This is a genomic window from Flavobacterium sp. ov086 (genome assembly GCF_900187965.1).
Taxonomy (GTDB): Bacteria; Bacteroidota; Bacteroidia; order Flavobacteriales; family Flavobacteriaceae; genus Flavobacterium.
Genome location: NZ_FZNL01000028.1, coordinates 39,979 through 66,876, shown reverse-complemented (window position 1 = coordinate 66,876; position 26,898 = coordinate 39,979). Strand labels below are relative to the sequence as shown.

The 26,898-nt window shown below is 32.5% G+C and carries 22 protein-coding genes and 2 tRNA genes; 14 read left to right on the top strand and 10 right to left on the bottom strand.

The window, feature by feature from the left end; genetic code table 11:
• Nucleotide 1: 1 nt before the first annotated feature.
• Nucleotides 2–74, bottom strand: a tRNA-Gly gene (locus CHB81_RS23295).
• A gap of 107 nt (nt 75–181) precedes the next feature.
• Nucleotides 182–254: transfer RNA gene (locus tag CHB81_RS23290), tRNA-Gly, on the bottom strand.
• A 136-nt stretch (nt 255–390) separates the two neighbouring features.
• Between CHB81_RS23290 and CHB81_RS23285 the strand changes: the two genes are divergently transcribed.
• Both CHB81_RS23285 and CHB81_RS23280 read left to right on the top strand, forming a co-directional pair.
• Nucleotides 391–828 carry a GNAT family N-acetyltransferase gene (locus CHB81_RS23285; RefSeq protein ID WP_165902273.1) on the top strand — a complete coding sequence of 146 codons (438 nt, stop codon included), beginning with the start codon at nt 391–393 and terminating at the stop codon, nt 826–828.
• A gap of 1 nt (nt 829) precedes the next feature.
• On the top strand, nt 830–2,422 hold the full coding sequence (locus CHB81_RS23280; protein WP_089354228.1) for a murein L,D-transpeptidase: 1,593 nt from the start codon (nt 830–832) through the stop codon (nt 2,420–2,422).
• Here the strand turns inward: CHB81_RS23280 and CHB81_RS23275 are convergent.
• Complete coding sequence (locus CHB81_RS23275) at nt 2,411–3,133, bottom strand: murein L,D-transpeptidase catalytic domain family protein (RefSeq protein ID WP_089354227.1); 723 nt, start codon at nt 3,131–3,133, stop codon at nt 2,411–2,413. The two genes, CHB81_RS23280 and CHB81_RS23275, sit on opposite strands and share 12 nt — an antisense overlap.
• A gap of 318 nt (nt 3,134–3,451) precedes the next feature.
• Between CHB81_RS23275 and CHB81_RS23270 the strand changes: the two genes are divergently transcribed.
• Together CHB81_RS23270 and gpmI are read left to right on the top strand one after the other, a co-directional pair.
• On the top strand, nt 3,452–5,881 hold the full coding sequence (locus tag CHB81_RS23270; RefSeq protein WP_089354226.1) for a DUF5916 domain-containing protein: 2,430 nt from the start codon (nt 3,452–3,454) through the stop codon (nt 5,879–5,881).
• A gap of 140 nt (nt 5,882–6,021) precedes the next feature.
• Nucleotides 6,022–7,539, top strand: a complete 1,518-nt coding sequence (gene gpmI / locus CHB81_RS23265) for a 2,3-bisphosphoglycerate-independent phosphoglycerate mutase (protein ID WP_089354225.1) — start codon at nt 6,022–6,024, stop codon at nt 7,537–7,539.
• Nucleotides 7,540–7,684: 145 nt separating this feature from the next.
• Here gpmI and CHB81_RS23260 read toward each other — a convergent pair whose 3' ends face one another.
• A complete protein-coding gene (locus CHB81_RS23260) occupies nt 7,685–8,941 on the bottom strand; it encodes a DUF445 domain-containing protein (RefSeq protein ID WP_089354224.1) in 1,257 nt (418 codons plus the stop codon).
• A gap of 314 nt (nt 8,942–9,255) precedes the next feature.
• Here CHB81_RS23260 and map point away from each other — a divergent pair, with 314 nt between their 5' ends.
• The 7 genes from map to pruA all read left to right on the top strand — a co-directional run bounded on the left by map (nt 9,256) and on the right by pruA (nt 17,992).
• Complete coding sequence (gene map, locus CHB81_RS23255; RefSeq protein ID WP_089354223.1) at nt 9,256–10,074, top strand: type I methionyl aminopeptidase; 819 nt, start codon at nt 9,256–9,258, stop codon at nt 10,072–10,074.
• Nucleotides 10,075–10,134: 60 nt separating this feature from the next.
• A complete protein-coding gene (locus tag CHB81_RS23250; RefSeq protein WP_089354222.1) occupies nt 10,135–10,509 on the top strand; it encodes a GxxExxY protein in 375 nt (124 codons plus the stop codon).
• Nucleotides 10,510–10,588: 79 nt separating this feature from the next.
• Nucleotides 10,589–11,362 carry a class I SAM-dependent methyltransferase gene (locus tag CHB81_RS23245; protein WP_089354221.1) on the top strand — a complete coding sequence of 258 codons (774 nt, stop codon included), beginning with the start codon at nt 10,589–10,591 and terminating at the stop codon, nt 11,360–11,362.
• Nucleotides 11,363–11,474: 112 nt separating this feature from the next.
• Complete coding sequence (locus tag CHB81_RS23240) at nt 11,475–14,384, top strand: DEAD/DEAH box helicase (protein ID WP_089354220.1); 2,910 nt, start codon at nt 11,475–11,477, stop codon at nt 14,382–14,384.
• Nucleotides 14,385–14,465: 81 nt separating this feature from the next.
• Entirely contained in the window at nt 14,466–15,725 is a 1,260-nt protein-coding gene (locus CHB81_RS23235; RefSeq protein ID WP_089354219.1) for a DUF5103 domain-containing protein, read from the top strand.
• A gap of 101 nt (nt 15,726–15,826) precedes the next feature.
• A complete protein-coding gene (gene apaG / locus CHB81_RS23230) occupies nt 15,827–16,213 on the top strand; it encodes a Co2+/Mg2+ efflux protein ApaG (protein ID WP_008467225.1) in 387 nt (128 codons plus the stop codon).
• A gap of 153 nt (nt 16,214–16,366) precedes the next feature.
• Nucleotides 16,367–17,992, top strand: a complete 1,626-nt coding sequence (gene pruA, locus CHB81_RS23225; protein ID WP_089354218.1) for an L-glutamate gamma-semialdehyde dehydrogenase — start codon at nt 16,367–16,369, stop codon at nt 17,990–17,992.
• A 101-nt stretch (nt 17,993–18,093) separates the two neighbouring features.
• On the opposite strand, the gene CHB81_RS23220 is transcribed toward pruA, so the two are convergent.
• The 4 genes from CHB81_RS23220 to CHB81_RS23205 all read right to left on the bottom strand — a co-directional run bounded on the left by CHB81_RS23220 (nt 18,094) and on the right by CHB81_RS23205 (nt 22,965).
• On the bottom strand, nt 18,094–19,836 hold the full coding sequence (locus tag CHB81_RS23220; RefSeq protein ID WP_089354217.1) for a CocE/NonD family hydrolase: 1,743 nt from the start codon (nt 19,834–19,836) through the stop codon (nt 18,094–18,096).
• A gap of 53 nt (nt 19,837–19,889) precedes the next feature.
• The gene (locus CHB81_RS23215) at nt 19,890–20,609 is read right to left on the bottom strand and encodes a LytTR family DNA-binding domain-containing protein (protein ID WP_089354216.1); all 720 of its coding nucleotides are present in this window, start codon (nt 20,607–20,609) and stop codon (nt 19,890–19,892) included.
• Nucleotides 20,606–21,667 (bottom strand): sensor histidine kinase, encoded by a 1,062-nt coding sequence (locus CHB81_RS23210; RefSeq protein ID WP_089354215.1) that lies wholly within the window; start codon nt 21,665–21,667, stop codon nt 20,606–20,608. Before CHB81_RS23210 ends, CHB81_RS23215 begins: the two co-directional genes overlap by 4 nt.
• Nucleotides 21,668–21,882: 215 nt before the next feature.
• Nucleotides 21,883–22,965: a hypothetical protein gene (locus tag CHB81_RS23205; protein ID WP_089354214.1), complete on the bottom strand. Its 1,083-nt coding sequence runs from the start codon at nt 22,963–22,965 to the stop codon at nt 21,883–21,885.
• A gap of 299 nt (nt 22,966–23,264) precedes the next feature.
• Here CHB81_RS23205 and CHB81_RS23200 point away from each other — a divergent pair, with 299 nt between their 5' ends.
• Nucleotides 23,265–24,317, top strand: a complete 1,053-nt coding sequence (locus CHB81_RS23200) for a sensor histidine kinase (protein ID WP_089354213.1) — start codon at nt 23,265–23,267, stop codon at nt 24,315–24,317.
• Nucleotides 24,318–24,349: 32 nt separating this feature from the next.
• Nucleotides 24,350–25,054: a LytTR family DNA-binding domain-containing protein gene (locus CHB81_RS23195; protein ID WP_089354212.1), complete on the top strand. Its 705-nt coding sequence runs from the start codon at nt 24,350–24,352 to the stop codon at nt 25,052–25,054.
• A 7-nt stretch (nt 25,055–25,061) separates the two neighbouring features.
• Here CHB81_RS23195 and CHB81_RS23190 read toward each other — a convergent pair whose 3' ends face one another.
• Nucleotides 25,062–25,457 carry a carbonic anhydrase gene (locus CHB81_RS23190; protein WP_254921268.1) on the bottom strand — a complete coding sequence of 132 codons (396 nt, stop codon included), beginning with the start codon at nt 25,455–25,457 and terminating at the stop codon, nt 25,062–25,064.
• A 179-nt stretch (nt 25,458–25,636) separates the two neighbouring features.
• Nucleotides 25,637–25,804 carry a hypothetical protein gene (locus tag CHB81_RS27065; protein ID WP_199232498.1) on the bottom strand — a complete coding sequence of 56 codons (168 nt, stop codon included), beginning with the start codon at nt 25,802–25,804 and terminating at the stop codon, nt 25,637–25,639.
• Between the two features lie 339 nt (nt 25,805–26,143).
• On the opposite strand from CHB81_RS27065, the gene CHB81_RS23185 reads away from it, so the two are divergent.
• Entirely contained in the window at nt 26,144–26,875 is a 732-nt protein-coding gene (locus CHB81_RS23185; RefSeq protein WP_254921267.1) for a hypothetical protein, read from the top strand.
• Nucleotides 26,876–26,898 lie beyond the last annotated feature (23 nt).

Here is a 26,898-nt window from a genome sequence, read left to right as displayed (position 1 = left end):
GAGCGAAAGACGAGGCTCGAACTCGCGACAACCAGCTTGGAAGGCTGGAGCTCTACCAACTGAGCTACTTTCGCATTAACAGGGTGCAAATATAAATAATTAAATTTTTAAAACAAAATAAAAATCAAAAATTATTTAATTTTGATTAAAAAACCAGAACAATTAAGTTCTGGTTTCTTAGAGCGAAAGACGAGGCTCGAACTCGCGACAACCAGCTTGGAAGGCTGGAGCTCTACCAACTGAGCTACTTTCGCATTACCGTGGTGCAAATATAAAAAATAAATCAAGGTAAAAACAAGCTTTTTCGCAAAAAAAATCAATAAAAAACAACAATTATTTATAACTAATTTAAAACTAAAAAGTTATATATTTATTTATTTTACACAAATCATGAATATCATTAAAGAAATACCATCAAAAGAAACCTATATTGTTCGCCAACCTGTTTTAAGAAAAGGAAAACCTATAGAAAGTTGCGTGTTTGAAGGTGATGATCTGGAGACGACTCATCATTTTGGTTTATTTGAAAATAAAAGTTTAACAGGAATTATTTCACTATTTACAAAAATCAACCCTATATTTGCCGAAAAAAATCAAGCCCAGATTCGCGGAATGGCCGTTTTAGAAAACCATCAGAAAAAAGGAATTGGGGAAGCTTTAGTAAAACATTGTGAAAACTATTGCAAGACAAACAATGTCGATCTAATCTGGTTCAATGCAAGAACGGTTGCTGTGGGTTTTTATAGAAAAATGAACTACGAAACTCTGGGAGAAGCATTTGACATTGAGGATGTTGGAGAACATTATTTAATGTTTAAAAAATTATGACATGAAAAAACTTTACCTTTTATTAGTTATATGCCTATTTGTTAGTTGTAAAAAAGACACACCTAAACCTGCACCTATTATCAAAAAAAAGGCACCACTAATCATACTTACTGACGAAAGAAAAGTTCAAATAGATACTGCTACAATAAATGTATTTAAAAGCGAAACCTTAAAACAGTTTTACAATGCTTCAGAAAATAAAACAGTTTGGGGAAATCTTAAAAAGAGAACTTATGTATTATCACAATTACAAGAATCAGAAAAACTAGGTTTAAATCCGGAAGACTACAAAGCTTCGAAATTAAAAAAGTTTGAAAGCAGAATTAGCTCTTTAAACGATAAAGACTTAGCTACCTACGACATTCTATTAACTTATAACTTCGAAAAATACCTGAATCATCTTTACAAAGGAAAACTGGATCCTAAAAAATTATACACAGATTGGGATTTAGAAGAAAAAACATTTGACGTAAACAGTGTTTTGATAAAAGCATTTAATAAAAACAAACTTGATAGTATCGTTGATAATATTCAACCAAAATCAGAAACTTATAAAGATTTATTAAAAGCCCTCGAGATTATTGATGAGTTCCCAAATGACGAAATTGGAACGATTGCTATTGACTCTTCGACAAAAAAAATCACGTTAAATGACACTAACAACGCTTTAGTCAATATCAAAAAAAGACTTTTGTTTTGGGGAGACATGTCCGGAAAAGACACTCTGAATCGAATTTATAACAAGAAAACATTCGAATCAATCAAAAAATTCCAGGAAAGACATGGCTTAGCGGCCGATGGAGTTATTGGTGCCGGGACTATAAGCGCTTTAAACTATTCTAAAGAAAAAAGAAAACAACAAATTATCGCCAATTTAGAACGATGGAGATGGTATACCTCAAATTTAGCTGACCACTATTTCATTATTAATATTCCGAATTACAGCCTAAATGTCGTCGAAGATAAAGACACTACTTTAGTTCGAAATGTTGTAGTAGGAACCAGTAAAAGAAAAACGCCAATTATAACCTCAGCACTCAAAACAGTAGTTTTTAATCCAACCTGGACCGTTCCGCCTACTATATTAAAGGAAGATGTAGTACCTGCAATGAAACGAAACAGAAACTATCTGGCAAATAAAAACATTACTATATATGATAGCACAGGAAAAGTGGTAGATCCAAATGCATGGAACGAAAATAAACCCAACAATTACCGTTATGTACAAAGTCCAGGATATAATAATTCATTAGGAGTAATGAAAATTTTGTTTCCAAATCACCATAGCGTTTATCTGCACGACACAAATCATCGAAATAACTTTGGAAGAAACAATCGTTCCTTAAGTTCCGGTTGCGTTCGTATTGAAAATCCTTTAGAACTTGCAGAACATATTCTGGATGATCCTGAGAAATGGAACAGAGAAAAAATTGACACTCTAATTGCAACCAAAAAAACAACGAGTATTAAGATCGTCAAAAAATATGCTTTATACCAATGGTACTGGACCGCTTGGAGCAAAAAAAATCAGCTCATTTTTAGAGCTGATATTTATAACTTAGATTCGGATTTGTATGCAAAATTAAGAAATTAGCTTTTCTTCCATCGCAAAACTTCTTGACGGATGGTAGATATACAAACACGATTTATCTTTTATAACTTGTATTATTTCATCTGTTAATTCCATTGGAATTGCCGGACAACCTTGGCTTCTGCCTAATCTTTTATTACCTCTTATAAAGGATTCAGAAACATAATCGGCACCATGCATAACTACTCCTCTTTCGCGAGCGTTATCATTTACTCCGTTTTCCAGACCATCTAAACGTAGAGAAGCTCCATGTTTTCCTCTATAAATTTCACCAGTTGCATAAAAGCCTAAACTGCTTTTAAAAGATGAATTTGAATTTGAAAATGCAGATGCGAACTCTTCGCCGGTATTTCGTCCGTGAGCAACTAACGAATTGAATAAAATTGTGTTTGTTGTCAAATCAATTACCCAAAGGCGTTTTGCATTTGATGACAAACTAAAATCAATCAATGTTAGAATGTTCTTTTGAATAATTCCTCTTTCTTTCAACAAATAAAACCCTTTTAAAGCTTCTGAAAAAGTTTTAAGTTCAGGCAATTTAAAGTTATTGGAATTCAAAGTATTATAGACACTTTCAATTTTTGCTTCGACAGTAAGTTTTTCAACTTTTGCGATAGTCTTTATTGCAGTCTTTTTAGTTTCGGGTGTGTTATTTGAATCTTTACCAAAAGATAATAACATAACCACAAGCAGCGGATAAATTTTATAAATCATTGAATTTCTTTAGGTTAAACAAAAGGTTTGGGTCTGGCAAAACTACAAAAAAAATATACTTATCAAAGTATAAGCCTGTAAATCAAGGCCTTTTTGGTTAAACTTTAACAAAATCAAAATAAAATATTAGCATTTGGAGCAAAAATCGTTTTTATTTGTAAGATATTTACTTATCATAAAAATCTTAGCGTTTTGAACCTCTTTCTTAAAGAAAACTTAATTAAATCGCATTTATTGTAATTATAAGTGTAACATTTTGGAAAAAACGTTGTCTATTAATGCAACAGACATTACAGACGCGTTTATTTTAAACATTTCATGAAAAAAACACTTTTTTTTATTCTTCTTTTATCTACTTTCTCAGGCTATTGTCAGAAAAAAGTTTTGCAAGCCCAATCGACTTCAGAAAGCATTACTATTGACGGAAAGTTGGATGAATCAGCATGGAAAGACGCTTCGATAGCGACAGATTTTGTAATGTATGATCCTGATAACGGAAAATCGATTCCGGAGAACAAAAAGACAGACATTAAAGTGGTATATAATAATGACGCTATTTATATTGGCGCAATGCTATATGATGATGAACCTGCCAAGATTTTAAAAGAAGTCTTGCAGCGTGACAACTTTGGAACTGCCGATCTTTTTGGCGTTTTTATTAATGGTTTTAATGACGGTCAACAAAATTTTGAGTTTTTCGTTTCTGCTGCTGATGTGCAAGGCGATTGCATTATGACTGATGCTAACGGAGAGGATTATTCCTGGGATGCAGTTTGGATCAGTAAAGCCAGAATAACGGACGAAGGCTGGATTGTCGAAATTAAACTTCCTTATGCCGCCTTGCGTTTTTCAGGAGAAAACAAACAAACCTGGGGAATAAATTTTTTCAGGGATATAAAACGAGAACGTAAAAAATACACCTGGAATTTGATTAATACCAAGATTGGAACATTTACACAACAAAATGGCGATCTGACAGGAATCGAAAACATCAAACCTCCTACTCGATTGTTTTTTCTGCCTTATGCTTCTTATTATTTAAATGCCGCAGACGGTCAAAAAACTTTTGGTACTCTAAAAGGCGGAATGGATATTAAATACGGAATTAGCGATGCTTTTACGCTTGACGCTATTTTAATTCCCGATTTTGGACAGGCAAAATACGACGATCAGATTTTAAATCTTGGTCCGTTTGAACAGCAATTTAATGAAAATAGAGCCTTTTTTACCGAAGGAACGGACTTGTTTAATAAAGGTAACCTATTTTACTCCAGACGAATTGGCGGAAAACCTTCTATTGATCCTGAGTTACATGATAACGAAGAAATCATTGACAATGTTCAGAACGTTAATCTAATCAATGCTTTGAAAGTTTCAGGACGTACAAAAAACGGATTAGGAATTGGAGTTCTAAATGCTGTTACCGAAAAAACTTATGCTACGATAAAAGACACGATAACTGGAGAGACGAGAAAAGTAATCGTAGAGCCTTTGACAAATTATAATGTATTGGTTTTGGATCAGCGTTTTAGAAAAAATTCTTCGGTAACGTTTATTAATACAAATGTGAGCAGAAACGGTCATTATCGAGATGCAAACCTAACGGGATTAGTTTGGGATTTGAACACAAAAGCAAATACTTATAACTTATCAGGAAATGTCAAATACAGTTTTATTAATGCTGACGAAGATAAAAACGGGCTTTTTTCAACTGTTAGTTTTGCCGAAACCAGCGGAAAATATCGTTACAGCGTAGGTTCTGATTTTGTAACCAAAGATTTTGATCCGAATGATTTGGGAATTAACTTTTATACCAATTATTACAACTTTTATGGCAATGCCAATTATAGAATTCTAAACCCTACAAAACTTTTCAATAAATTTAAAGTTGACTACGATATGTATGTCGAGTTTAATAAAGAATCCGGAAAAGTACAGGACAATAAAATAAGCTCTGAAGTAAATGTTACCTCGGTAAATAATAATTATTACGGCTTTGGAGTTACTCTTTTTCCACTGGAATCTAATGATTATTATGAACCCAGAGCAGAAAACAGGTATGTTATTATTCCGAGGAAAATTGAAGCTTGGGCAAGTGTATCCACCAATTACAACAAGAAATTTGCTCTTGATTTAAACCCGTCTATTGCCATTGCCGATGAATCCGGACGAATTGCATATGGCGTTGATCTTGGTCCCAGATATCGTTTTACCGACAAACTGTTACTAACATATAGTTTTAGTTTTTTAAGACGAAACAATAACAAAGGTTATATTGATAGTTATAACGATGATAACAACGAAAATACTCCCGAAACTATTGTTTTTGCGAATAGAAATGTAATTACTTATGCAAATACACTGGGCGGGAAATATGCTATAAACAGCGCCATGACAATCAATCTGGCGATTCGTCAATATTGGTCATCTGCAGAAAACAAAGATATTTTAGAACTTCAGCCAAACGGAACACTAACTCCTTATCCACAATATACTGAGAACAAAAACTCAAGCTTTTATTCCTGGAATACTGATTTGTCCTATTCCTGGTGGTTTGCACCCGGAAGTCAACTTTCGGTTTTATACCGCAATAATGCTTCTAATTTTGAACGCATTATCGACAAGAATTTCAAACATAATGTTACAGATTTATTGAATAATGATGCTTTAAAACACATTTTTTCAGTAAGCGTCAAATATTTTATTGACTATAATGCTGTCAAAAATAAGGTTAGAAACAGAGTCTAGCGTGAATTAATTTTAAAATTTTTAGGGTTCTTCAACTAAATTATTATTTTTTAATACGCTTCATTTTATTAACCGTAAATTATAACAATGCTTTCGTTCACATTTTAGAAATGGTTTATCTTTGTAAAAAACTAAAAATGATGAATAAAAAAGTAATTCTAATGATTTTAGACGGTTGGGGAAAATCTCCTGACCCTAAAGTATCTGCAATAGACAACGCAAACGTTCCTTTTATAAACAGTCTTTACCAAAAATACCCAAGCGCACAACTTCGAACTGACGGATTAAATGTTGGTTTACCTGAAGGTCAAATGGGAAACAGTGAAGTTGGTCACATGAATCTTGGTGCCGGAAGAATTGTATATCAGGATTTAGCCAAAATAAACTTAGCCGTAGCAAACAAAACACTTGCCAAAGAACAAGTACTTGTTGACGCTTTTACATATGCTAAAGAAAACAATAAAAAAGTACACTTTTTAGGATTAGTTTCTGATGGAGGTGTTCACTCTCATACTTCTCACTTACGTGGATTAATCGACGCTTCGCAAGAATATGGTTTAGATAAAGTTTTTATTCATGCTTTTACTGATGGTCGTGATGTTGACCCAAAATCCGGAGCAAAATACATTCAGGATTTAGAAGATCATATTAAAGATACACCGGTAAAAATTGCTTCGATCATTGGCCGTTACTACGCAATGGATCGTGACAAACGTTGGGAACGTGTAAAACTAGCTTATGATTTAGTAGTTAACGCTATTGGAACTCCATCTAAAAATGCAGTTGCAAGTGTTCTTGACAGTTATGCACACGATGTTACAGATGAGTTTATTGCTCCAATTGTAATGGTTGACGCAAACGACAAACCACTGGCAACTATTGAAGAAAATGATGTTGTAATTTTCTTTAACTTCAGAACTGACAGAGGCCGCGAACTTACAGAAGCGCTTTCGCAACAAGATTTCCACGAGCAAAACATGCACAAGTTAAACTTGTATTATGTAACGCTTACAAACTACGACGAAACATACCAAAACGTAAAAGTAGTTTACAACAAAGATAATATTACCGAAACTCTTGGTGAGGTTTTAGAAAAAGCGGGGAAAAAACAAATTCGTATTGCTGAAACAGAGAAATATCCACACGTGACATTTTTCTTTTCTGGTGGAAGAGAAACTCCTTTTGAAGGTGAATCTCGTATTTTGAGAAATTCTCCAAAAGTAGCAACTTACGATTTACAACCGGAAATGAGCGCATTTGAACTTACAGCTGCTCTTGTTCCTGAATTGAAGAAAGGTGAAGTTGATTTCGTTTGTTTAAACTTTGCTAACGGAGACATGGTTGGTCATACCGGAATCATGAACGCAGCAATTAAGGCTTGTGAAGCTGTTGATGCTTGTGTAAAACAAGTTATCGAAGCAGCTCTTGCCAATGATTATACTACAATCGTAATTGCCGATCACGGAAATTGCGAAACAATGATTAATCCTGACGGAAGCCCAAATACAGCGCATACAACAAACCCAGTACCGATTATTCTGGTTGATAAAGAATTAAAAAATATCCAAAATGGTGTTCTTGGTGACATCGCTCCTACTATTTTAGAATTAATGGGAGTTCAGCAACCTAACGCAATGACTTGTCACTCGTTATTGTAGAAATCCATTTTATTATATAAGAAAAGAGACACGTTTTAATAATTTGTCTCTTTTTTGTTTTTAAACACAAATCCACGTTAAGTTTTCTTGTCAATTTCGACGAAGCAGAAATGACAAAATTGGATGTATTTCTTCTGAACAAGTATTACATCACAAAATAATGGTAAGTCCATTCAACAAAATAGATCAAGATTCCGATAAGTCCACCAACCAGAGTTCCGTTGATTCTGATGTATTGGAGATCTTTACCGATTTCTAATTCTAATTTCTCCGAAACCTCTTTCCCATCCCAACTTTTTACGGTTGACGAAATCAAATCTCCAATCACTTTTTTATTGTTTAAAAGAATAGAAAGCAAATCGTTTTTGATAAAATTATTGATCTTGTCAATCATTACAGGATCTTCTTTTATTCCGTTTCCAAAGCCTTGAATCAAACCGGAAATATTTTTCTTAATCGAAGACTCCTCCCCTTTTTCTAAATCATTGGTAATTGACAATTTTATTTCGTCCCAAATTCCATTGATGTAATCCTGAACTTCTTTTTTTCCGGCAAAGCCAAGAATCATCGTATTGATTTTTACCCTCATTTCTTCCGAATTCTTCACTTTATCCAGAAAATCATAAACATATTCATCAATCTTAACTCTAATAGCACTTCCCGGTTGTTTAGCTTCGTTTAGAAAATCTGCTAATCCATTAAAAACTCCTTCTGTAATGCTTTTATCGGCTAAGCCAAAACTCAAAAATGGTGTCGATTCTTTTACTTTTCTCCTGATTAAATCTTTGTTATTACTAAGTTCTGTGCTCATCACATTCAGAACATTTGTGAGCAATTCATCCTTTACATTCCCTTTCTGCAAAGGCTCTAAAGCCAGCGCTACCCATTCTCCAAAATTAATTGCTTCCAGTTTTTCTTTGAATTGAGTTTGAATAAAGTGTTTTATATCTTCATCTTTTAATGTTTTCAAGACTCCGGGAATAACATTTACAGCCACCAAATTGGCAATTTTATTGGCGTTTTCGTCATGAGAAAGCCATTCAGAAGCTTTTGTTGCAAAGTTGAATTCTTCTATTTTAATTTCCAGTTTTTCACGATTCAGAAATTCTTCTGAAACAAAATTCCCCAGATTTTCACCAATCTCATTTTTCTTAGTTGGAATAATAGCGGTGTGCCAAATTGGGATTCCTAACGGATGACGGAACAAAGCTACAACAGCAAACCAGTCAGCAATTCCCCCTACCATTGCCGCTTCGCTAAAAGCCTGCAACATTGGAATTTTAAAATAAATAGCAATGATAAATAAAAGTACTGCAACACCTAAAAGTGCCAAAGCATTCCCTTTCATTTTATTTAAAGCTTTTTTCTTGGATATATTTTCCTGATCTATAGACGTTTCCATAATTATAATTTTTTAACTATTACTAATTTACGGCTTTTCTGTCAAATACTAAGTCTAAGAGATTTTGAGTTGAATTTAAAAAATTAAGGTTTGCCACGAATTTCACTAATTAGCACAAATAAATTTTGACGCAAAATCATTGTTTTCAAAACCTGCACACAAACTAATTAGTAAAAATTCTTGAAATTCGTGGCAAAAATTTAGACTATTCCATTTATGTTAATTCATAAAATTCGCGGCGAAAATTTTTAAATTCATCAACCTAAAAAAATAATATTAAAATCGTACTTTTGCGAACTGAAAATCTGAAAAATATGATTATCCAAAAAAGTAGAGAGGAAATTGAATTAATGCGCGAAAGTGCTTTAATCGTATCGAAAACATTAGGAATGATTGCTTCTGAAATCAAAGAAGGAGTTACCACATTATATCTTGACAAATTAGCTGAGGAATTTATCCGTGATCACGGTGCGGTTCCTAGTTTCTTGGGATTATATGATTTTCCGAATTCACTTTGTATGAGTCCAAACTCTCAGGTTGTACACGGAATTCCGAATAATACGCCATTGAAAAGCGGTGACGTAATTTCGGTAGATTGTGGTGCATTCAAAAATGGATATCATGGTGACCATGCTTATAGTTTTGAAATTGGAGAAGTTGCTCCTGAAGTTAAAAAACTTCTGCAAGTGACTAAAGAATCTCTTTATGTAGGGATTAGAGAATTTAAAGCTGGAAATCGCGTTGAAGATGTTGGAAATGCGATTCAAAAATATACTGAATCTCACGGTTACGGAGTTGTTCGCGAATTGGTTGGTCACGGTTTAGGGCAAAAAATGCACGAAGAACCAGAAATGCCAAACTACGGAAAACGTGGTCGCGGAAAACTTTTTGTTGAAGGAATGGTTGTTGCAATTGAACCAATGATTAACATGGGAACAAGAAACATCAAACAACATAAAGACGGCTGGACAATTACAACTGCTGACGGAAAAGCAAGTGCACATTTCGAACACGACGTGGCGTTAATAGACGGAAAACCAGAATTATTATCAACTTTCCAATACATCTATAAAGCCTTAGGAATCGTAAGCAACGAAGAAGATGAATTCAGAAAAGTGCCGTTAGTATTATAACACGAATTTCACTAATTAGCACGAATTCGCTTTTTGCCTAAAATTTCACTGAAGATGATGATGAATGAATTGTATTTAAAAGAGGAATCTTATAAAATTATTGGAATCTGTATGGAAGTCCACAAAATTTTAGGCAAAGGACATAGTGAAAAGGTTTACGGTGACGCATTGGAATATGAGTTTCAAAAAAATGAAATACCATATAGTCGTGAATTAAAATACAATATCGCGTATAAAGACATCATCTTATCAAGTTATTACTTTGCAGATTTTGTAGTTTTTGATCAGATTATTTTAGAACTAAAAGCAATTGTAGCACTTTCAAGTAGTGAAATAAAACAAACATTAAATTACCTGGCTGCATCAAAAAACAAACTAGGTTTACTAGTTAATTTTGGAGAAGACAGTCTTAAATATAAAAGAATAATACTCTAACCCAAATCAAGGTTCGTGAAATTTCACCACAACATTAATCCGTGTTAATTAGTGAAATTCGTGTTCAAATCATCAAATCGTGAAAAAACTATTCAAACTAGTATTAAATACAATCCCGCGTCCATTATTAATTCGTTTAAGTTATGTGGCACGTCCAATTTTGGCACTTTCATTAAAAGGAAGTCGATTTACTGACCCGATTGATGGAAAAAGTTTTAGATCGTTTTTGCCTTACGGATACGGAAAACAACGTAACAATGTGCTTTCGCCAAGTACACTTTCGTTAGAAAGACACCGTTTACTTTGGTTGTATTTAAACGATCAGACTGATTTTTTTACAGCACCAAAAAAAGTACTTCATTTTGCTCCGGAACAAGCTTTTTATAAAAGATTCCGCAAGCAGAAAAACCTTGATTATACTACAACTGATTTATTTTCGCCTTTGGCAGATGTAAAAGCAGACATTTGTAATTTGCCTTTCAAAAACAATGAATACGATGTTATTTTATGTAATCACGTTTTAGAACATATTCCGGACGATACAAAAGCAATGCAGGAATTGTTTCGTGTATTGAAACCGGGTGGAATGGCAATTTTGCAAATTCCACAGGATTTATCGAGAGCAGTAACTTTTGCCGATGATAGTATTACAGATCAAAAAGAACGCGCTAAAATTTTTGGACAATACGACCACGTTCGTATTTACGGCCGTGATTATTTTGATAAACTAAGAAGCATTGGCTTTATCGTAATCGAAGAAGATTACACCAATAAAATCTCTCCAGAATTGGTAGAGAAATATTGCTTAGCAAAAGGTGAAATTATTCCACTTTGTTTTAAACAAGAAAACTAAACAGTTTTTTTACCATATAAATTCCCTTAAAAAGTTTTCAAAATAGCAATAATTTGAAAACTTTTTAAATTTTAGTCCACGCCCAAATCACAATTAAACTCACCCCCTAATCTTGGAACTCTCAAAATCATTTCAATTTTGTTTTGACATCAGTTTTGAAAAAAATCTGAATGTCTTTATCCCAACTGCCTATATCATCGACAATACCGATGATATTAAATACTTAGACAAAAAAGCAAGTACAGATGTACTCGAAAGTTTTGGAATCGCTTTTGAAAATTTAGATTCCAGCACCAAAAAAATACTCACCGCTTGTGAGTCTTTAAAGCCTGACTTTATTTTCAAAAAATTCAGCGCCAAAATCAAATCGGCAAAAACAATTGCTGATTTACAAAAAGACTCCAAAATTGAATTTGCCATTCGTCAGCATTTAAAATTTAACTTAGAATCCTTTTACAATCTAATTGTAAAAGAACAATATCCGTTATCTGCTAATATGAGTGCCGAAAAGGATTTTTATCGTTGGAGAATCGACACAACTTCCTTGGATTTTGAACCTCAAATTCAATTTGATAAACATACCGAAGGAATTACTTATACCCTATCTTTAAAAGAAAACGAAACTTCATTTTTACCAATGGATAAAAGTGTCGATATTCTTTTGGATGAACCGGGCTGGTTAATTGTCGATAAAAAATTAGGACAGCTAAAAGATCTTAATTCTAAGAAACTTTCTCCTTTTTTAAAGAAGAAATCAATCGAAATACCTTCAAAATTAGTTGACAATTATTTTAAGAATTTCATTCCTGAAATAGCCAAAAAAATAGACATTGACGCGACCGGTTTCGAAATTAAACTTCGGGACAAAATCATTTCATGTACGATTCAGCCTGTTTATGATTTCTTTAAAAACTGTTATTACCTCAACCTTTATTTTGATTATAACGGCTATATATTTGACGCCAGTAAAACAAAAAAAACACATTCGTTTGTTGATTTTGGTCTTATAAATGAGCCGAAAATAATTCAGTTTAAACGAAGTTCTGATGAAAATTTATACACAGAAAAATTACAGAAAATTGGTTTAGTAAAAATCAAAAACGAATTATTCGGATTGAATTCAGATACCGAAGTTCCTGATCCTTATACCAATATTCAATTCGTTATTGATCGTAAAGAAGAACTGGAAAGTTTAGGATTTACAATCGAGAATCTAAAACTGGAAAGCAAAGAAATCATTACCGAAAATCATACTATTGCAACTTCAAAAGGAGAAACAAAAGAAGATTGGTTTGATATTAAAATAATCATTTCTGTAGGAACATATAAAATCAATTTCAGCGAGATTATTCCGAATATAAAAAGCAAGGAAAGGCTCTTTTTACTGCCTGACGGAAACTATTTTCTTATTCCTTTAGAATGGCTTAGTAAATATAGTTCACTGGCTAAATTAGCTAAAACCGAAGATGGAAATTTACTTTTACGTAAAACTAATTTTGCGGCTTTGGATGCGATTCCGGAAATCAAAGACGATGTAAATCCAATTCTGCAAGCCGAATATGTGTCTTCTGATTTATTAAAAGCAACTTTGCGACCTTATCAAATTGATGGAGTAAAATGGCTTTTGAGTCATTTTAATTCAAATTTGGGCGCCTGTCTTGCTGATGATATGGGACTTGGTAAGACTTTACAAACCTTAGCGGTTTTAGTTGCCGTACAGGAACAATTAGGATTTACAACGAAAACCACGAATTTTGATTTGTTTCAGAACGAAACTACGATCGAAAAAGAACCTTTAAAAACGTTAATTGTTTTACCGTCTTCATTGGTTTTTAACTGGTATAACGAAGCTGCAAAATTTACACCGCATTTTTCGAAAATGCAATATGTTGGAAACGATAGAAAGCAATTACAGAATCGCTTAGAAACATCAGATTTAATTTTTACTAGTTACAGCATTGTTCATCGTGATATTTCAATTTTAGAGAAATATAATTTCCGCTATTTAATTCTGGACGAAAGTCAATACATTAAAAATAAGGATTCCAAGATTTTTAAAGCAATAAACAAAATCAATGTCTCTCATAAAATCGCTTTAAGTGGTACGCCAATCGAAAACTCGTTAGACGATTTATGGTCGCAAATGCAGTTTATAAATCCTGATATTTTGGGTACTTATGCTTTTTTTGCCGAGAATTTTAAAATTCCGATCGAGAAAAAGCAAGACGAAAACAGCTTGTTTGAATTAAAAAATCTTATTCAGCCATATATTTTGCGACGAACAAAAGAACAGGTTTTAAAGGATTTACCGGAATTAACGGAGCAGATTTACTATTGCGATATGGATCCTGAACAGGAAAAATTATATGAAAAAGAGAAATCTAAAGCTCGTAATTTTTTATTAAAAACAGACGGTTCAAGTCCTGACAAAATCAGCATTATCAATACTTTGATGAAGTTAAGACAATTGAGTAATCACCCGAAAATGGTCGATCAGGAATCTGAAATTGATTCCGGAAAATATATTGCGGTTACTAATTATCTGGAAACTTTAGTAAAAGAGAAACAAAAAACTATTATTTTCAGTTCGTTTGTTACTAATTTGAGTTTTTATACCGATTGGTGTAAGGAAAACAAAATAGCGTATTGCGAAATTACAGGCGAAACTCCTGCGAAGAAAAGAGAACAGCAGGTAAATTTATTTCAGGAAAAAGAAGAGCCTTTGTTATTTTTTATTTCGCTAAAAGCCGGTGGAGTTGGATTGAATATTACCAAAGCTTCTTATGTTTTGTTTTTAGATCCCTGGTGGAATCCTTTTGCTGAAAAGCAAGGAGTTGGAAGGGCGCACAGAATTGGACAATTGAATAAAGTAAATGTGATTCGGTTTATTTCAAAAAATACGGTGGAAGAAAAAATCATCAAGCTGCAGGAAAACAAAAAGCTATTATCTGACTCACTTTTAGAAGAAAGTTTTGTTAATGACGAAATCGAAGTTAATTTAGAATACATTCTGGGTTCTTAATAACTTGTTTTCAAAACCAATAAATTGGCATCATATTCGTTATATAAAATTGTTATATTTACAATCTTACAACGTAATATGATGCCAAAATTTTTATTTAGAAATCTCCTTCTGCTTTTCATTTTTACTTCGGCGACAGCCCAAGAAGTACAAACCGAAGTAGTTCCTCCCTATAACATTAAAACTGTTTCATTTATTCAGGGCGGTAATAATGTTGTTCCGATATTTCAATTGGGCGATTCATTTCAATTTCAATTTGATGATTTATTTGGCAATGAAGCTAATTATTATTTTGAAGTAACACATTGTGATTACAATTGGATTCCAACTGATATCCCTAAAACAGATTATATACGAGGTTTCGATAATCAGAGAATTACTGATTATTCGAATTCATTCAATACGCTTCAGGTTTATTCGCATTATCGACTTCCTTTTCCAAATCAGTTTACCAGTGAATTGCGAATTTCAGGAAACTATATTTTGAAAATTCTTAATGAAGACAGAGAAGTTGTTTTTTCGAGAAAGTTTATTTTGTACGAAGATCATTCGACCGTAACAGCTCAGGTAAAAAGAAGCCGTGACGTTACAAATATAGACTACAAACAAAATCTGGATTTTGCTGTATTGTCAAATGACATCGTTTTTCAAACTCCATTACAAAACGTAAAAATTCTTTTATTACAAAACGGAAATCTTAATACTGGTATTAAAAACATTCCGCCACAATATACAATAGGAAATCAACTGGTTTATAAATACAACAAAGAAACCCAGTTTTGGGGCGGAAATGAGTTTCTATATTTTGAGAATAAAGACATTCGTGCCGGAAGTAATAATGTTGCGAGAGTTGGCGCAAACAATGATATCTACAATTCTTATTTGTACACAAATCTGGCGCGAGGCAATCAAATTTATACTCTAAATCAGGATGTGAACGGAAATTTTGTTGTTAAAAATATAAACGCCGCCAATAACGAAATCGAAGCTGATTATGCCTGGGTTTATTTTAGTCTTTCGGCACCGGCTTTCCAGTTAAATAAAGACATCTATATTACCGGAATGTTCAATAATTACAGCTTGTCACCGGAATATAAAATGGATTATAATGCAGAAAAAGGATTATATGAAAAAGCGGTTATGATCAAGCAGGGGTTTACCAATTTTCAATACACAGTTGCCGATAAAAAAGGTGTGATTGACAACGAAAATGCGATTGACGGAAATTTTTATCAAACTGAAAATGAGTACACCATACTAGTTTATTACAAAGAAACCTCTGATCGCTACCAAAGAGTTATCGGAAAAGGAAATGCAAACTCTATAAACATCATAAATTAAAACATTACTCATCATTCATTAAAACATTGTTAAGGTTTCGGGCGGAATGATTTTTTTTTGTAGATTTGCACATATAACGCACACATATATACTACTTTAGTATGGTTTCTCAAATTACAAGAGGCATAAAAATATCAGTTTTGACTAGTTTTGAAGGTACTTACTTCAAGAACTACAAGATTCATTTTGCCTTTAGTTATGTCGTTACAATCGAAAATCACAGCAAAGATTCTGTTCAGTTGACTTCCCGTCACTGGGAAATTTTTGACTCACTAAACGATTTAGAGGTTGTTGACGGAGAAGGTGTTATTGGTAAAAAACCAGTTTTAAAACCGGGAGAAAATCACACTTATAGCTCTGGTTGTCTACTATCATCGCCTTATGGCGCAATGAAAGGTCATTTTAATATGATCAATTTTACTACTACAAAAACATTCAAAGTTATTGTTCCTACTTTTAGAATGTGTGCTCCTTTTGCCTTAAACTAAAGTTTAGTTTAAATCTGCGCTTTTTATCGTTATCTAAATCATAAATTTATCAAATTATTAATTTATCCTTTGTACTTTTGTGCAACGTTAGATTATTCGTAACAATCAAATCGTCTAACGCATAAATTGTCTAATTATCTAATTTTAAATAACATGCTAAAAGGATTCTTTCATGTACCAAAAGCGGTAAACGAACCGGTAAAAGGCTACGCACCTAACTCACCAGAAAAAGCAGCTGTTCAGGCGGCTTATACCACAATGTGGAATTCTAAAATTGACGTTCCTTTATATATCGGAAGCGAAGAAATCAGAACTGGAAATACAAGAACAATGTCGGCTCCACACGATCATAAACACATCGTTGGAACTTATCATTTAGCTGAAAAACAACATATCGAAAAAGCAATTGCTAATGCTCTTGAATCACGAAAAGCATGGGCAAATATGGCATGGGAACAACGTGCTGCTATTTTCTTAAAAGCTGCTGAACTTATCGCAGGTCCATACAGAGCTCGTATTAACGCAGCTACAATGATTGGACAATCTAAAAATATTCACCAGGCAGAAATTGATGCTTCTTGCGAATTAATTGACTTTTTACGTTACAACGTAGAGTTCATGACGCAAATTTATAACGATCAGCCAAAATCAGATTCTACAACTTGGAATCGTTTAGAATACAGACCTCTTGAAGGTTTTGTTTATGCTATTACTCCTTTCAACTTTACTGCTATTGCTGCAAATCTTCCTGCAAGTGCTGCTATGATGGGTAACGTTGTGATCTGGAAACCAAGTGATAGCCAGGTTTTCTCTACACAAATTATCATCGAGGTTTTCAAAGAAGCTGGTGTTCCTGATGGAGTTATCAATGTTGTTTTTGGAGATGCTTTAATGATTACTGATACTGTTTTGGCAAGTCGTGATTTCGCTGGAGTTCACTTCACAGGATCAACTCACGTATTTAAAGATATCTGGGCTAAAATTGGTGCAAACATTCACCATTACAAAACGTATCCAAGAATCGTTGGAGAAACTGGTGGTAAAGATTTTATCATTGCACACCCAAGTGCTAACGTAAAACAAGTAGCTACAGGAATTGTTCGTGGAGCATTTGAATTTCAAGGGCAAAAATGTTCTGCAGCTTCAAGAGCTTATATTCCACAAAGTTTATGGCCAGCTATAAAAGAACAATTAATTGCTGATGTAAAATCTATGAAAATGGGTTCTCCGGAAGATTTTGGAAACTTTATTACAGCAGTTATTCACGAAGGTTCTTTTGACAAATTAGCAAGTTATATCGACCAGGCTAAAAAAGACGCTGATGCAGAAATTATTGTTGGAGGAAATTACGATAAATCAGTTGGATACTTTATTGAGCCAACAGTTATTGTAACTACAAACCCAAAATATACTACAATGGAAACCGAATTATTCGGACCAGTTATTACTATTTATGTTTATGAAGATGCTAAATGGGAAGAAACTTTAGAATTAGTTGATACTACTTCTGAGTATGCTTTGACAGGAGCTGTATTTAGCCAGGATCGTTATGCTATTGAAGTAGCAACTACGAAATTGCAAAATGCTGCAGGTAACTTCTACATCAACGATAAACCAACAGGAGCTGTTGTAGGTATGCAGCCTTTTGGTGGAGCAAGAGCTTCAGGAACTAACGATAAAGCAGGTTCTGCATTGAACTTATTACGTTGGGCTTCTCCTAGAACTATCAAAGAAACTTTTGTAACTCCAGAAGATTACAGATATCCTTTCTTAGGTTAATATTTTGTTTCAGGTTTAAAGTTTCAAGTTTTAAAAACTTTGTCAATATAAAAAGCCGAATCTTTTAAATAAGATTCGGCTTTTGTTTTGAGGATACTTTATTATTTCAAAATCGGAATTTCTACATAACTGTCATTGTACCATTTTATTCTTAAAGGTTCTTTGGCATTTTCAATACTTTCGTCGCTAACTTCTTTTCCTGTTCCGTAATTTAATTGAGAGAAGGGATTTTTGTTAACATTGAGGGAAACAACCAACCTACTTCCTTTACTTAATTGTTTACTTACCAAATGTGTATTCGAAAAAGGAATTGATTCTATTGCATTCGGATTCAGCAAGTTTCTTTTGGTACTATCTTTGGCATAACTCGCCCGACCTAAAAAATAAGACAAATGAAAATATTCCCCATTGGGCATTACTTCATATAAAGTTACCCCAATATCCATGTCTTTTTTATTGATACTTGCTTTTATTTCACCTAAAAACGAACCATTAATCAGCATTGATTCTTTTAAGGGTTCACTTATAAAAATAAATCCATTACTGGTTTCGATTTCTTTTCTAATAATAGGATCCGGATAGTAATCATTATTTTGTATTTCTCTGTTAGCAAAATCAACTTCCTGACACAGATATTTTTTTTGAGTTGGCTTTTTATTACTTAATACATAGAAATTACCTGATTTATTATCTGTAAGATATAATTTTAGAACACCATTACTCATTTTGTCAAGAGAAGGAGCGCTTCGCCATTCGTTTGCTCCCATTACTTCATAGTTTATTTTATCTTTTAGTATTGATGGTTTAGTGCCGTTTTTCAGAATATAATCAAACCATTCGTATGTTATTTCTTTTACATTAATTATCGCTGTCGAATCAACCTTGTAATCATTCAAAGTAGTTTCTCCTCCCATTTGAGCACCAAAGTGACTATATGGACCAATTATTACATACACAGGTGTTTTTGGATTGTATTTTTGAAGTTCCCTCACGTAATACAAACTTGAATTTTGAGAGTCATTATAATATCCGTCAAAAGCTAACACCGGAATATTTATTTGCTCAAAATCCTTCTTATATGGTGCCATTTTTTGCCAATATTCGTCAAATGAAGGATGTTTTATCCATCGCTGAAAAAATCTGTTTGGAGTTCCATCTATACTATCCATATTTTTATACGAAACTCCGGTTTCCCACCATTTAAACATCATTTTTCTAAAACGCTGTCTGTCATTTCCGGCAACAGTATCTAAATATTTATTATTTCCTACATAAAATGCCCATTCATAATTAGGATTTACAAACACATTATTTTCCATTGGCAACCCCATTCCCGGTCTGTTTGCTACATAAGGTACAATTGTTTTAAGTGCCGGATGCCTCTTTTTGCAAGCCGCCCATTGCGTAAATCCATTATAACTTCCACCATACATCCCAACACTTCCATTACACCATTCTTGTTTACTGATCCAATCGATAATATCGTAAGTATCATTGGCTTCGTTTTCATAAGGAAATATTTCATCCGGACTAAACCGTTTACCTCGCGAATAGGCAATAACGCCAACATAATCTTTGTCCGCCGCTTCTTTTAAGGATTTAATATCTCGTCCTTTATCCCTAACATAAATAGTGAATTGAAATAGTACAGGTTTTGGAGTTGAAATTCCTTTTTTTCGCACCACCATTGCTGATATAAATGCACCATCTCTGGTTTTGATCATCACGCTGTCCTGAACATCATAAGCACTTTTTAAATCCTCCGATTTTGCTACACTTGTCTGCTGCGAAAAGGCATTAGTTATTACTAAAACCAGAAAGACAAAATTTAAAAGTGATTTCATTGGATCGTTTTTATTGAATTAATTTTATTTATAAATTACTAAAAAGACAAGTTTTAAATCCCATTGCTATTTTTAAATTTAACTGATTGACGATTTGAAACTTTTAATAGTTCTCCTGTTTTTAATTGTACTTCCAGTCTTCCGCCAATTGTAGTGCTTACTTTCCGGATGTAATTAATGTTTATAATCTCGGTTCTGTTTATTCTAAAGAAAATATTCTCATCCAGTATTTCTTCCCATTGACGGAGGGAACGTCTTTGCAGGGCTTTTTTATCCTGAAAAAAAAGTCTGGTGTAATTTTCAAGTGATTCAATTAAATAAATTTCATCCAATGGAATAAAGAATCGCTTCTCTCCATCTTTAATGAAAATTTTCCGATCTTTTGCTGCAGCATTCTGTAAAGAAGATTTAGCAATTATAGTATTTCTTATTTTTTCGATTGCTTTTGCAAAACGCTCCTCTCTTATTGGTTTCATTAGATAATCTAAAGCATTAACCTCAAATGCCTGCACAGCATATTGATTATGAGCAGTAGTAAAGAGAACTTCCGGCACATTATCAAGCGACTCTAATAAATCAAAGCCTGATTTCTCCGGCATCTGAATGTCTAAAAAAATCAAATCGGGCATTTCATTTTCGATTAAAGCTTTTGCTTCATCAGCATTTTCGGCCTCACCTATCAGAACAAAATCTTCATATAATTTTAATGACCGCTTTAGTTCTTCTCTCGACAGGCGCTCATCATCTACTATTATAACTTTTATCTTTTTCATTTTAATGGAAGTAAAATCGTTGCTAAAACCGTTTCGTCGAGCATTTCTATGATTTCAAAAGATGCTTTTCCTTTATACTGTAACAAAAGTCTCTCTCTCAAATTATTCAATCCAATACCGGAATTTTTAATTTCTTTGCTTAACTTTCCGGAGTTTTGAACACTAATTTTTATAAAACCATTCTCTTCTTCAATTTTCAGTGTAATACTTCCACCGTTTTTTCTTTTTTCAATTCCATGTTTTATCGCATTTTCAATCAACGTCTGAATACTTAAAGGAAGAACTAAATGTTGTGATAAATCTACATTTGCTTCAATTTTCATTTGAAGACGTTCTTCAAATCGCATTTTTTCCAGTTCCAAATAATCATTGACAAGGTTAATTTCATCATTTAATGGAATCAATCTTGCAACATTACTATTTAAGGAATTCCTTAGCAACTCAGATAATAAATCAATTGCTCTTCTGGCTAAATGTGGATTTTCTAACACCAAGAATTTTATATTATTCAGTGAGTTAAAAAGAAAATGAGGATTAAGCTGCGCATTTAGATTATTGAATTGGGCATCTTTCATTACAATCGACAATCGGGAATTTTCTTTTACTGTTTCGATCTCAAGTCTTGAATAATAATAAAGATGAAAAGCCAATACCCAAATAGACATGAGCCTGGTTCCGGCAATAAAAACTTGCAGTTGTATCGATTTAAAAAACGCTAAAAAGGAAATCGTATCACTTTTAAGAAAAAACAAACGCACCAGATAAAGTTTGCCAACAATCAGAAACATATACAATAAGGAAAGCACTAAAACACTAATTATAATTCTTGGTACTAACATTTTTAGATTCAACTTATCCCATCCTTTTTTTAAAGCAAAATTTCTATAAGTATTTGTCAATGCAATACCAATGCATACATCTAATATCAAATCTGCTATACCCATTTTCCAGATAAAATTACCATAGAAAAAAGCCGAGATTCCCCAATACAAAGAAGCCGAAATCCATGCAATGAGTTGAATTTTCCAATATGTCGATATTCTTGTAATTATTTTCACAGTAAAAGTTGTTAGTGCTGTAGTAAAGGTATCTCTCTAATAAAGATTGAACAAATAAAAGTACATGAACGAAGAATAATGGCAGAGGAATGAAAATTGACAACTCTCTCTATACAAAAAGCCGCCAACTTCATTTTGAAGCTGACGGCTTTTGTGATGTGATTTATTTGTAACCTGTAATCATTAAAGATCAAGACTCTTTTCAACTTTAAAATCTATAATTCAAAACTAGAAATAGTATGAAAACTATCTGCTTCTTTATTTTTTTCTCCTTCAAAAGTATCGTAATTCACCACCAGCAATTTTCCTTTGTAGACAATAGTTTCACAAGGATTATCTAATAGTCCGTCAGAACCATTTGCATTTTCATTTTCCCAAATCAATGAAATCGTATTCGTATCTAAATTCAGCTGATGCACACTATTATTTTCATAATTGGCTATGAAGATGGAGTTTCTTTTTTCGTCATAAAAAAAGCCATCACAACATTTTAATTTATCAGAATCAAAAACAATCTTTTTAGATTTCAGCTTTCCATCTGCAAAAAACTCCATTTTAGTAATTACACCATCGCCAAAATTTCCAGCGTATAAATTCCCTTTTTTATCAAAAGCAATTCCATCAATCCCAATTGTTCTTTTGGTAACTTCAGACTTTAAGGTAAAAGTAGCAACTAGATAATCTTTCTTATTTGACGGATTCAAAACAATATTTTTCTTGTTTAATTCTTCCAATGAAAAACTATAAATACCGCTTTCTCTTCTGTTTTCAAACAAAGCATCAGTTATATAAACTCTGTTTTTAGACCATCTTACCGCTTCTCCAAAATTAAATCCTTCGGCCAAAACCTCCGCATTTATTGGTTTTCCGTCTTTAACAATAATCCTGATTAATCTGGATAAATTCTCATTTCTGGTAAAAAACTGATTGTCCATTATATATAAATTCCCATCAGGTCCAAACTCCATTCCCATTGGGTGTACTTTGTTTGTAACAGGATGCAATGGCAATTTATCAAACCAAATTATAGGTTTGTCATTTTTATCAAAAGTTAGGATTTTGCTTCCATACTTTTCAAATGAAATTGGGTTTGTAATAGCCAGAAACAAATTTCCTTTTTTATCCAGAGCCATTCCATCCGGAGTTTGGCAAGTTTCTCCTAAGTCTGCAAACAAAGTAGGTTTGATTACTCTAGAAGTTTCACTGTATTTAATTTCTTGTTTGTTTTCTTGCGAAAATAAATTTGAAGTACTCATTAAAATCAGAATACCAATTGCACTTTTAATTATTCTTTTCATTTAGTTTTGGGTTAGTTAATTATTTTAAAGAGATTCTACTTTAGCACTTCACTCAAAAGTGCAAGCAATACAAGGATAAATTTGATCATAATTGTTTTTTAAGCGAATATAATTGTAACAAGTTTTGAGAATTACAGGCGCAATTGAAAAGGTCGTTTTAGCATTCAAATAATCAATAATTCGATTCTATTGTATTCGTATGCCAAAACAATGTTTTTGAAAGCAAAAACCCATTATTTATAGCAACAAGCAAAGCTTACTTCTATATTTTGCTATCTTGCTCCCAATTAAAATACCTTATGAATTTCGTCAAAAAACTGGATTTAAAAAGAATTGCACTTCATTGCTTTTACTGGATTTTCTTTTTATTCTTTTATATTTCCAATAAGTCTGATAATGAAAATTATTATGACTTTACATTTATTTACACCTTTAAAATTTTAGCACAAGCATCTGTTGGTTATGGCTTAATATATTGGATTATTCCAAACACTTTAAACAAAAAAAGATACCTGCTTTTTATTCTTTCAGCTCTGGGCTGGCTTTATTTCATATTTGCCCTTTTAATGATTTTAAAATTTTATTATCTTGAACCAAAATTTCCTGATTTCTTTAAAGATTGGCTTGGACATAAAATGACGATCCCTGAAAGACTGACTTCAGGAAAACTGATTTTAAGAGAATTTTCTTTTATTACCTATCCGGTTATTATTTTAGGTTTTATAAGTTTTAACCGCAAACAGCAACGCCTTTTAAAACTCGAAGAAGAAAAAAAATCAATGGAATTAAAGGTTTTGAAAAATCAATTGAACCCTCATTTTCTATTTAATACTTTAAATAATTTATACATTTTAACCTTAAAAAAAGACGATAAAGCACCCGAAGTAATTGCTAAATTATCTGAAATTCTGGATTTTGTATTGTATCGCTGTAATGAAGATTATGTTTCTATCGAAAAAGAAATCACTTTGATAGAAAATTATATTGCACTGGAAAAACTCCGCTATAGCGAAAACAGATTAGATATTTTATTTACTAAAGACATTCAACAGAATCATAAAATTTCACCATTAATTGTATTGACCTTTATAGAAAATGCTTTTAAACACGGTGTCATAAATGAAACCGAAAAGGCAAAAATCAGACTGCATTTAGAGAGCAAAAAAGAACAAATCGTTTTTAGTATCAAAAACACGAAGCCGCAAAATGATCTTAAAACTATTTCGGACAAATCTAAAATTGGATTAGAAAACGTCAGGAAACAATTGGATTTGTTATATCCTAAAAAACATAAATTAGAAATTGAAGAAACCCGGAATAATTATACAGTCAAACTTTATCTGATTCTTTGATCTAAAAATTATTAATATTTATTCTTTTTTGAATGAAATACAAATGTATTATTATTGACGACGAACCTTTGGCAAGAGAGTTAATTGCTTCTCATTTAATAAATTTTGAAAGTTTCGAATTGGTCGATTCTTTTGAAAATGCTCTAAAAGCTTATACTTTTTTGGAAACAAATACAGTCGATTTGATTTTTCTGGACATTGAAATGCCTTTACTAAAAGGAACTGACTTTTTAAAGAAACTCAAAAATCCGCCAAAAGTGATTTTTACAACTGCTTATCGGGAATATGCAATTGAAGGATATGAACTTAACGTTATCGATTATCTTTTAAAACCAATAACTTTTGATCGTTTTTTTGCTTCAATCGAAAAATTCAAACAATTGCAGACTCCAAAGAAAGAAATTAACGTAGCAACTGAAAATCACATTTTTGTAACCAGCGGCAGCAAGAACATCAAAATTATCTTTGACGAAATTTTGTACATCGAAAGTTTAAAAGATTATATCACTATTCATCTTGAAAACGGAAAATCGCATCATATTAAACAGAATATTTCCGTTTTTGAAAAATTGCTAAACTCTAATTTTATTCGAATTCATCGTTCCTTTATTATTCAGACAAAAAAACTGACGGCATATTCTAAAAACGAAATTGAAATAAACGCAATAGAGATTCCAATTGGAACCAGTTATAAAGAAAACTGGCTGAATCATCTGGAAACAATTTTTTTAAACTGATTAAAATCTACAAGAAAATTACTTCACTGGAATGAATGTTATAATACCCTCCAATAATCTTGATTTCGCCTTTATCCAGCATTTCTTTCAAAATTGGGCTTTTTGTTTTTATAGTTTCCATAACATTGTTTTTAGCAACATATTCTACAAAAGCAGGATTCTTTGAAGTTTTATCTCCATTAAAATCTTGAGATCTGGCAATTGCAGATTTTATTTTGGCAAGCATTGCTGTTATATTTCCCATTTTGACATCATCAATTGCCGATTTTATAGCTCCACAGGATTCATGTCCTAAAACTAAGACAAACTTCGCTCCAGATACTTTACAACCATATTCAATACTTACTAGTAAATCTTCGTTTACAAAATTGCCGGCAACTCTACCAACAAAAAGACCGCCAATTCCTTTATCAAAAACATCTCAAACAGGAACTCTACTATCTAAACAGAATACAACAACTGCTTTTGGATATTGTCCTTGTGAAGCATCGCGAACTAAAGCCGAATGATCTCTCAACGTCAAATCATTTCTCATATAATGTTTGTTTCCATCCTTTAGACTGTTAATAACTGCATCCGGAGTTAATGCTTTTTGCTGTTCAGCGTTAATACTTTTTCTTTTAAAGGAACCATTTTTGCAATTGATACGGAATTATTTTGCTCTGTTTCTTTTGCTTCTTTAATTTGACAAAATGCTTTTAAACTAAAAAGTGTAGTTATTAAAATCATTTTACAAAATGTGATTCTCATGTTTTTTTAAAGTTTTAAAATTAAAATCAGTACAATCCAAAATTATAAAAAGGAAGCTATTCAATTACTACAATTTAGAAATATACCCCTCAATATCATATTGTACTGTAGAACAATATGATAGTTTTATAGCTATAATAAAAATGTAGTCTTTTTCTTATTATATTGATTTCCAAGCACATACAACAACAAAAAACTTATTCTATCATTTAAAAAACTTATTGGAACATTATAAAAATAAGCATCACTATAAATTTGCCACAGATAAAACAACATTAAAAAGACACTGAATAAATTCAAAACAATTAAAAATCAGATCACTAAAAAAAATAAAACAGAATGATGAAAAGTTTAAACACCCCCGAGATTATTTTAAAATCAAAAAGTATAGGTCACCCAATTGATTTTAATTGGACACGAAAAAAAATACAACAATTTTTAGATCCTTTAGAGGAAAACAAGGAACTGGAAAATATCTTAATTGAGATCAATCACAAAGCCACTGTAGGACTTGCCGCAGCTTTATTAGAATGGATAAATTGCCGTTTTTCAGGATACTCAAAAGCATCAACCGATATACAACAGCGCATCGAAGCACTTTGGTGCTCAATTGCTAATCCCGAAAACACAACACCTTTGATCTTTGATCCAAATCTTGACATACCCGCATCCGGTTCTGTAAACGGACCTATTTGGGTTGCGCTAATGAATATTAGAATGATTGATATAAGATATAGAAAAGGCTCTTACTTTATTCAAAACGAAATCCTTGGTCTGGTTTTATTAGCACGTTACATTACTCCAAAAAAGAAGTTTTTTGACAAATGGTTCAACGATACAGTAATAGAATTAAAGCGTTTATATCCATGTACCTACAACTACAATAGCCTAGATGAAACTGACGAGGCCATTTATGATTCATCAAATGAACCTGCAATTTGCCGCGACTTTTTCTTTGATCCAGCATTTGAATTCACTCATGAAAATTCAGAAAATGGACTTATGGATTTCATCGCCAATTTAGACTCTAAATCAAATCCATTTTTACAATTATCACAAAAAGCATCTTAATTATTATTCACTTTTGATATGCA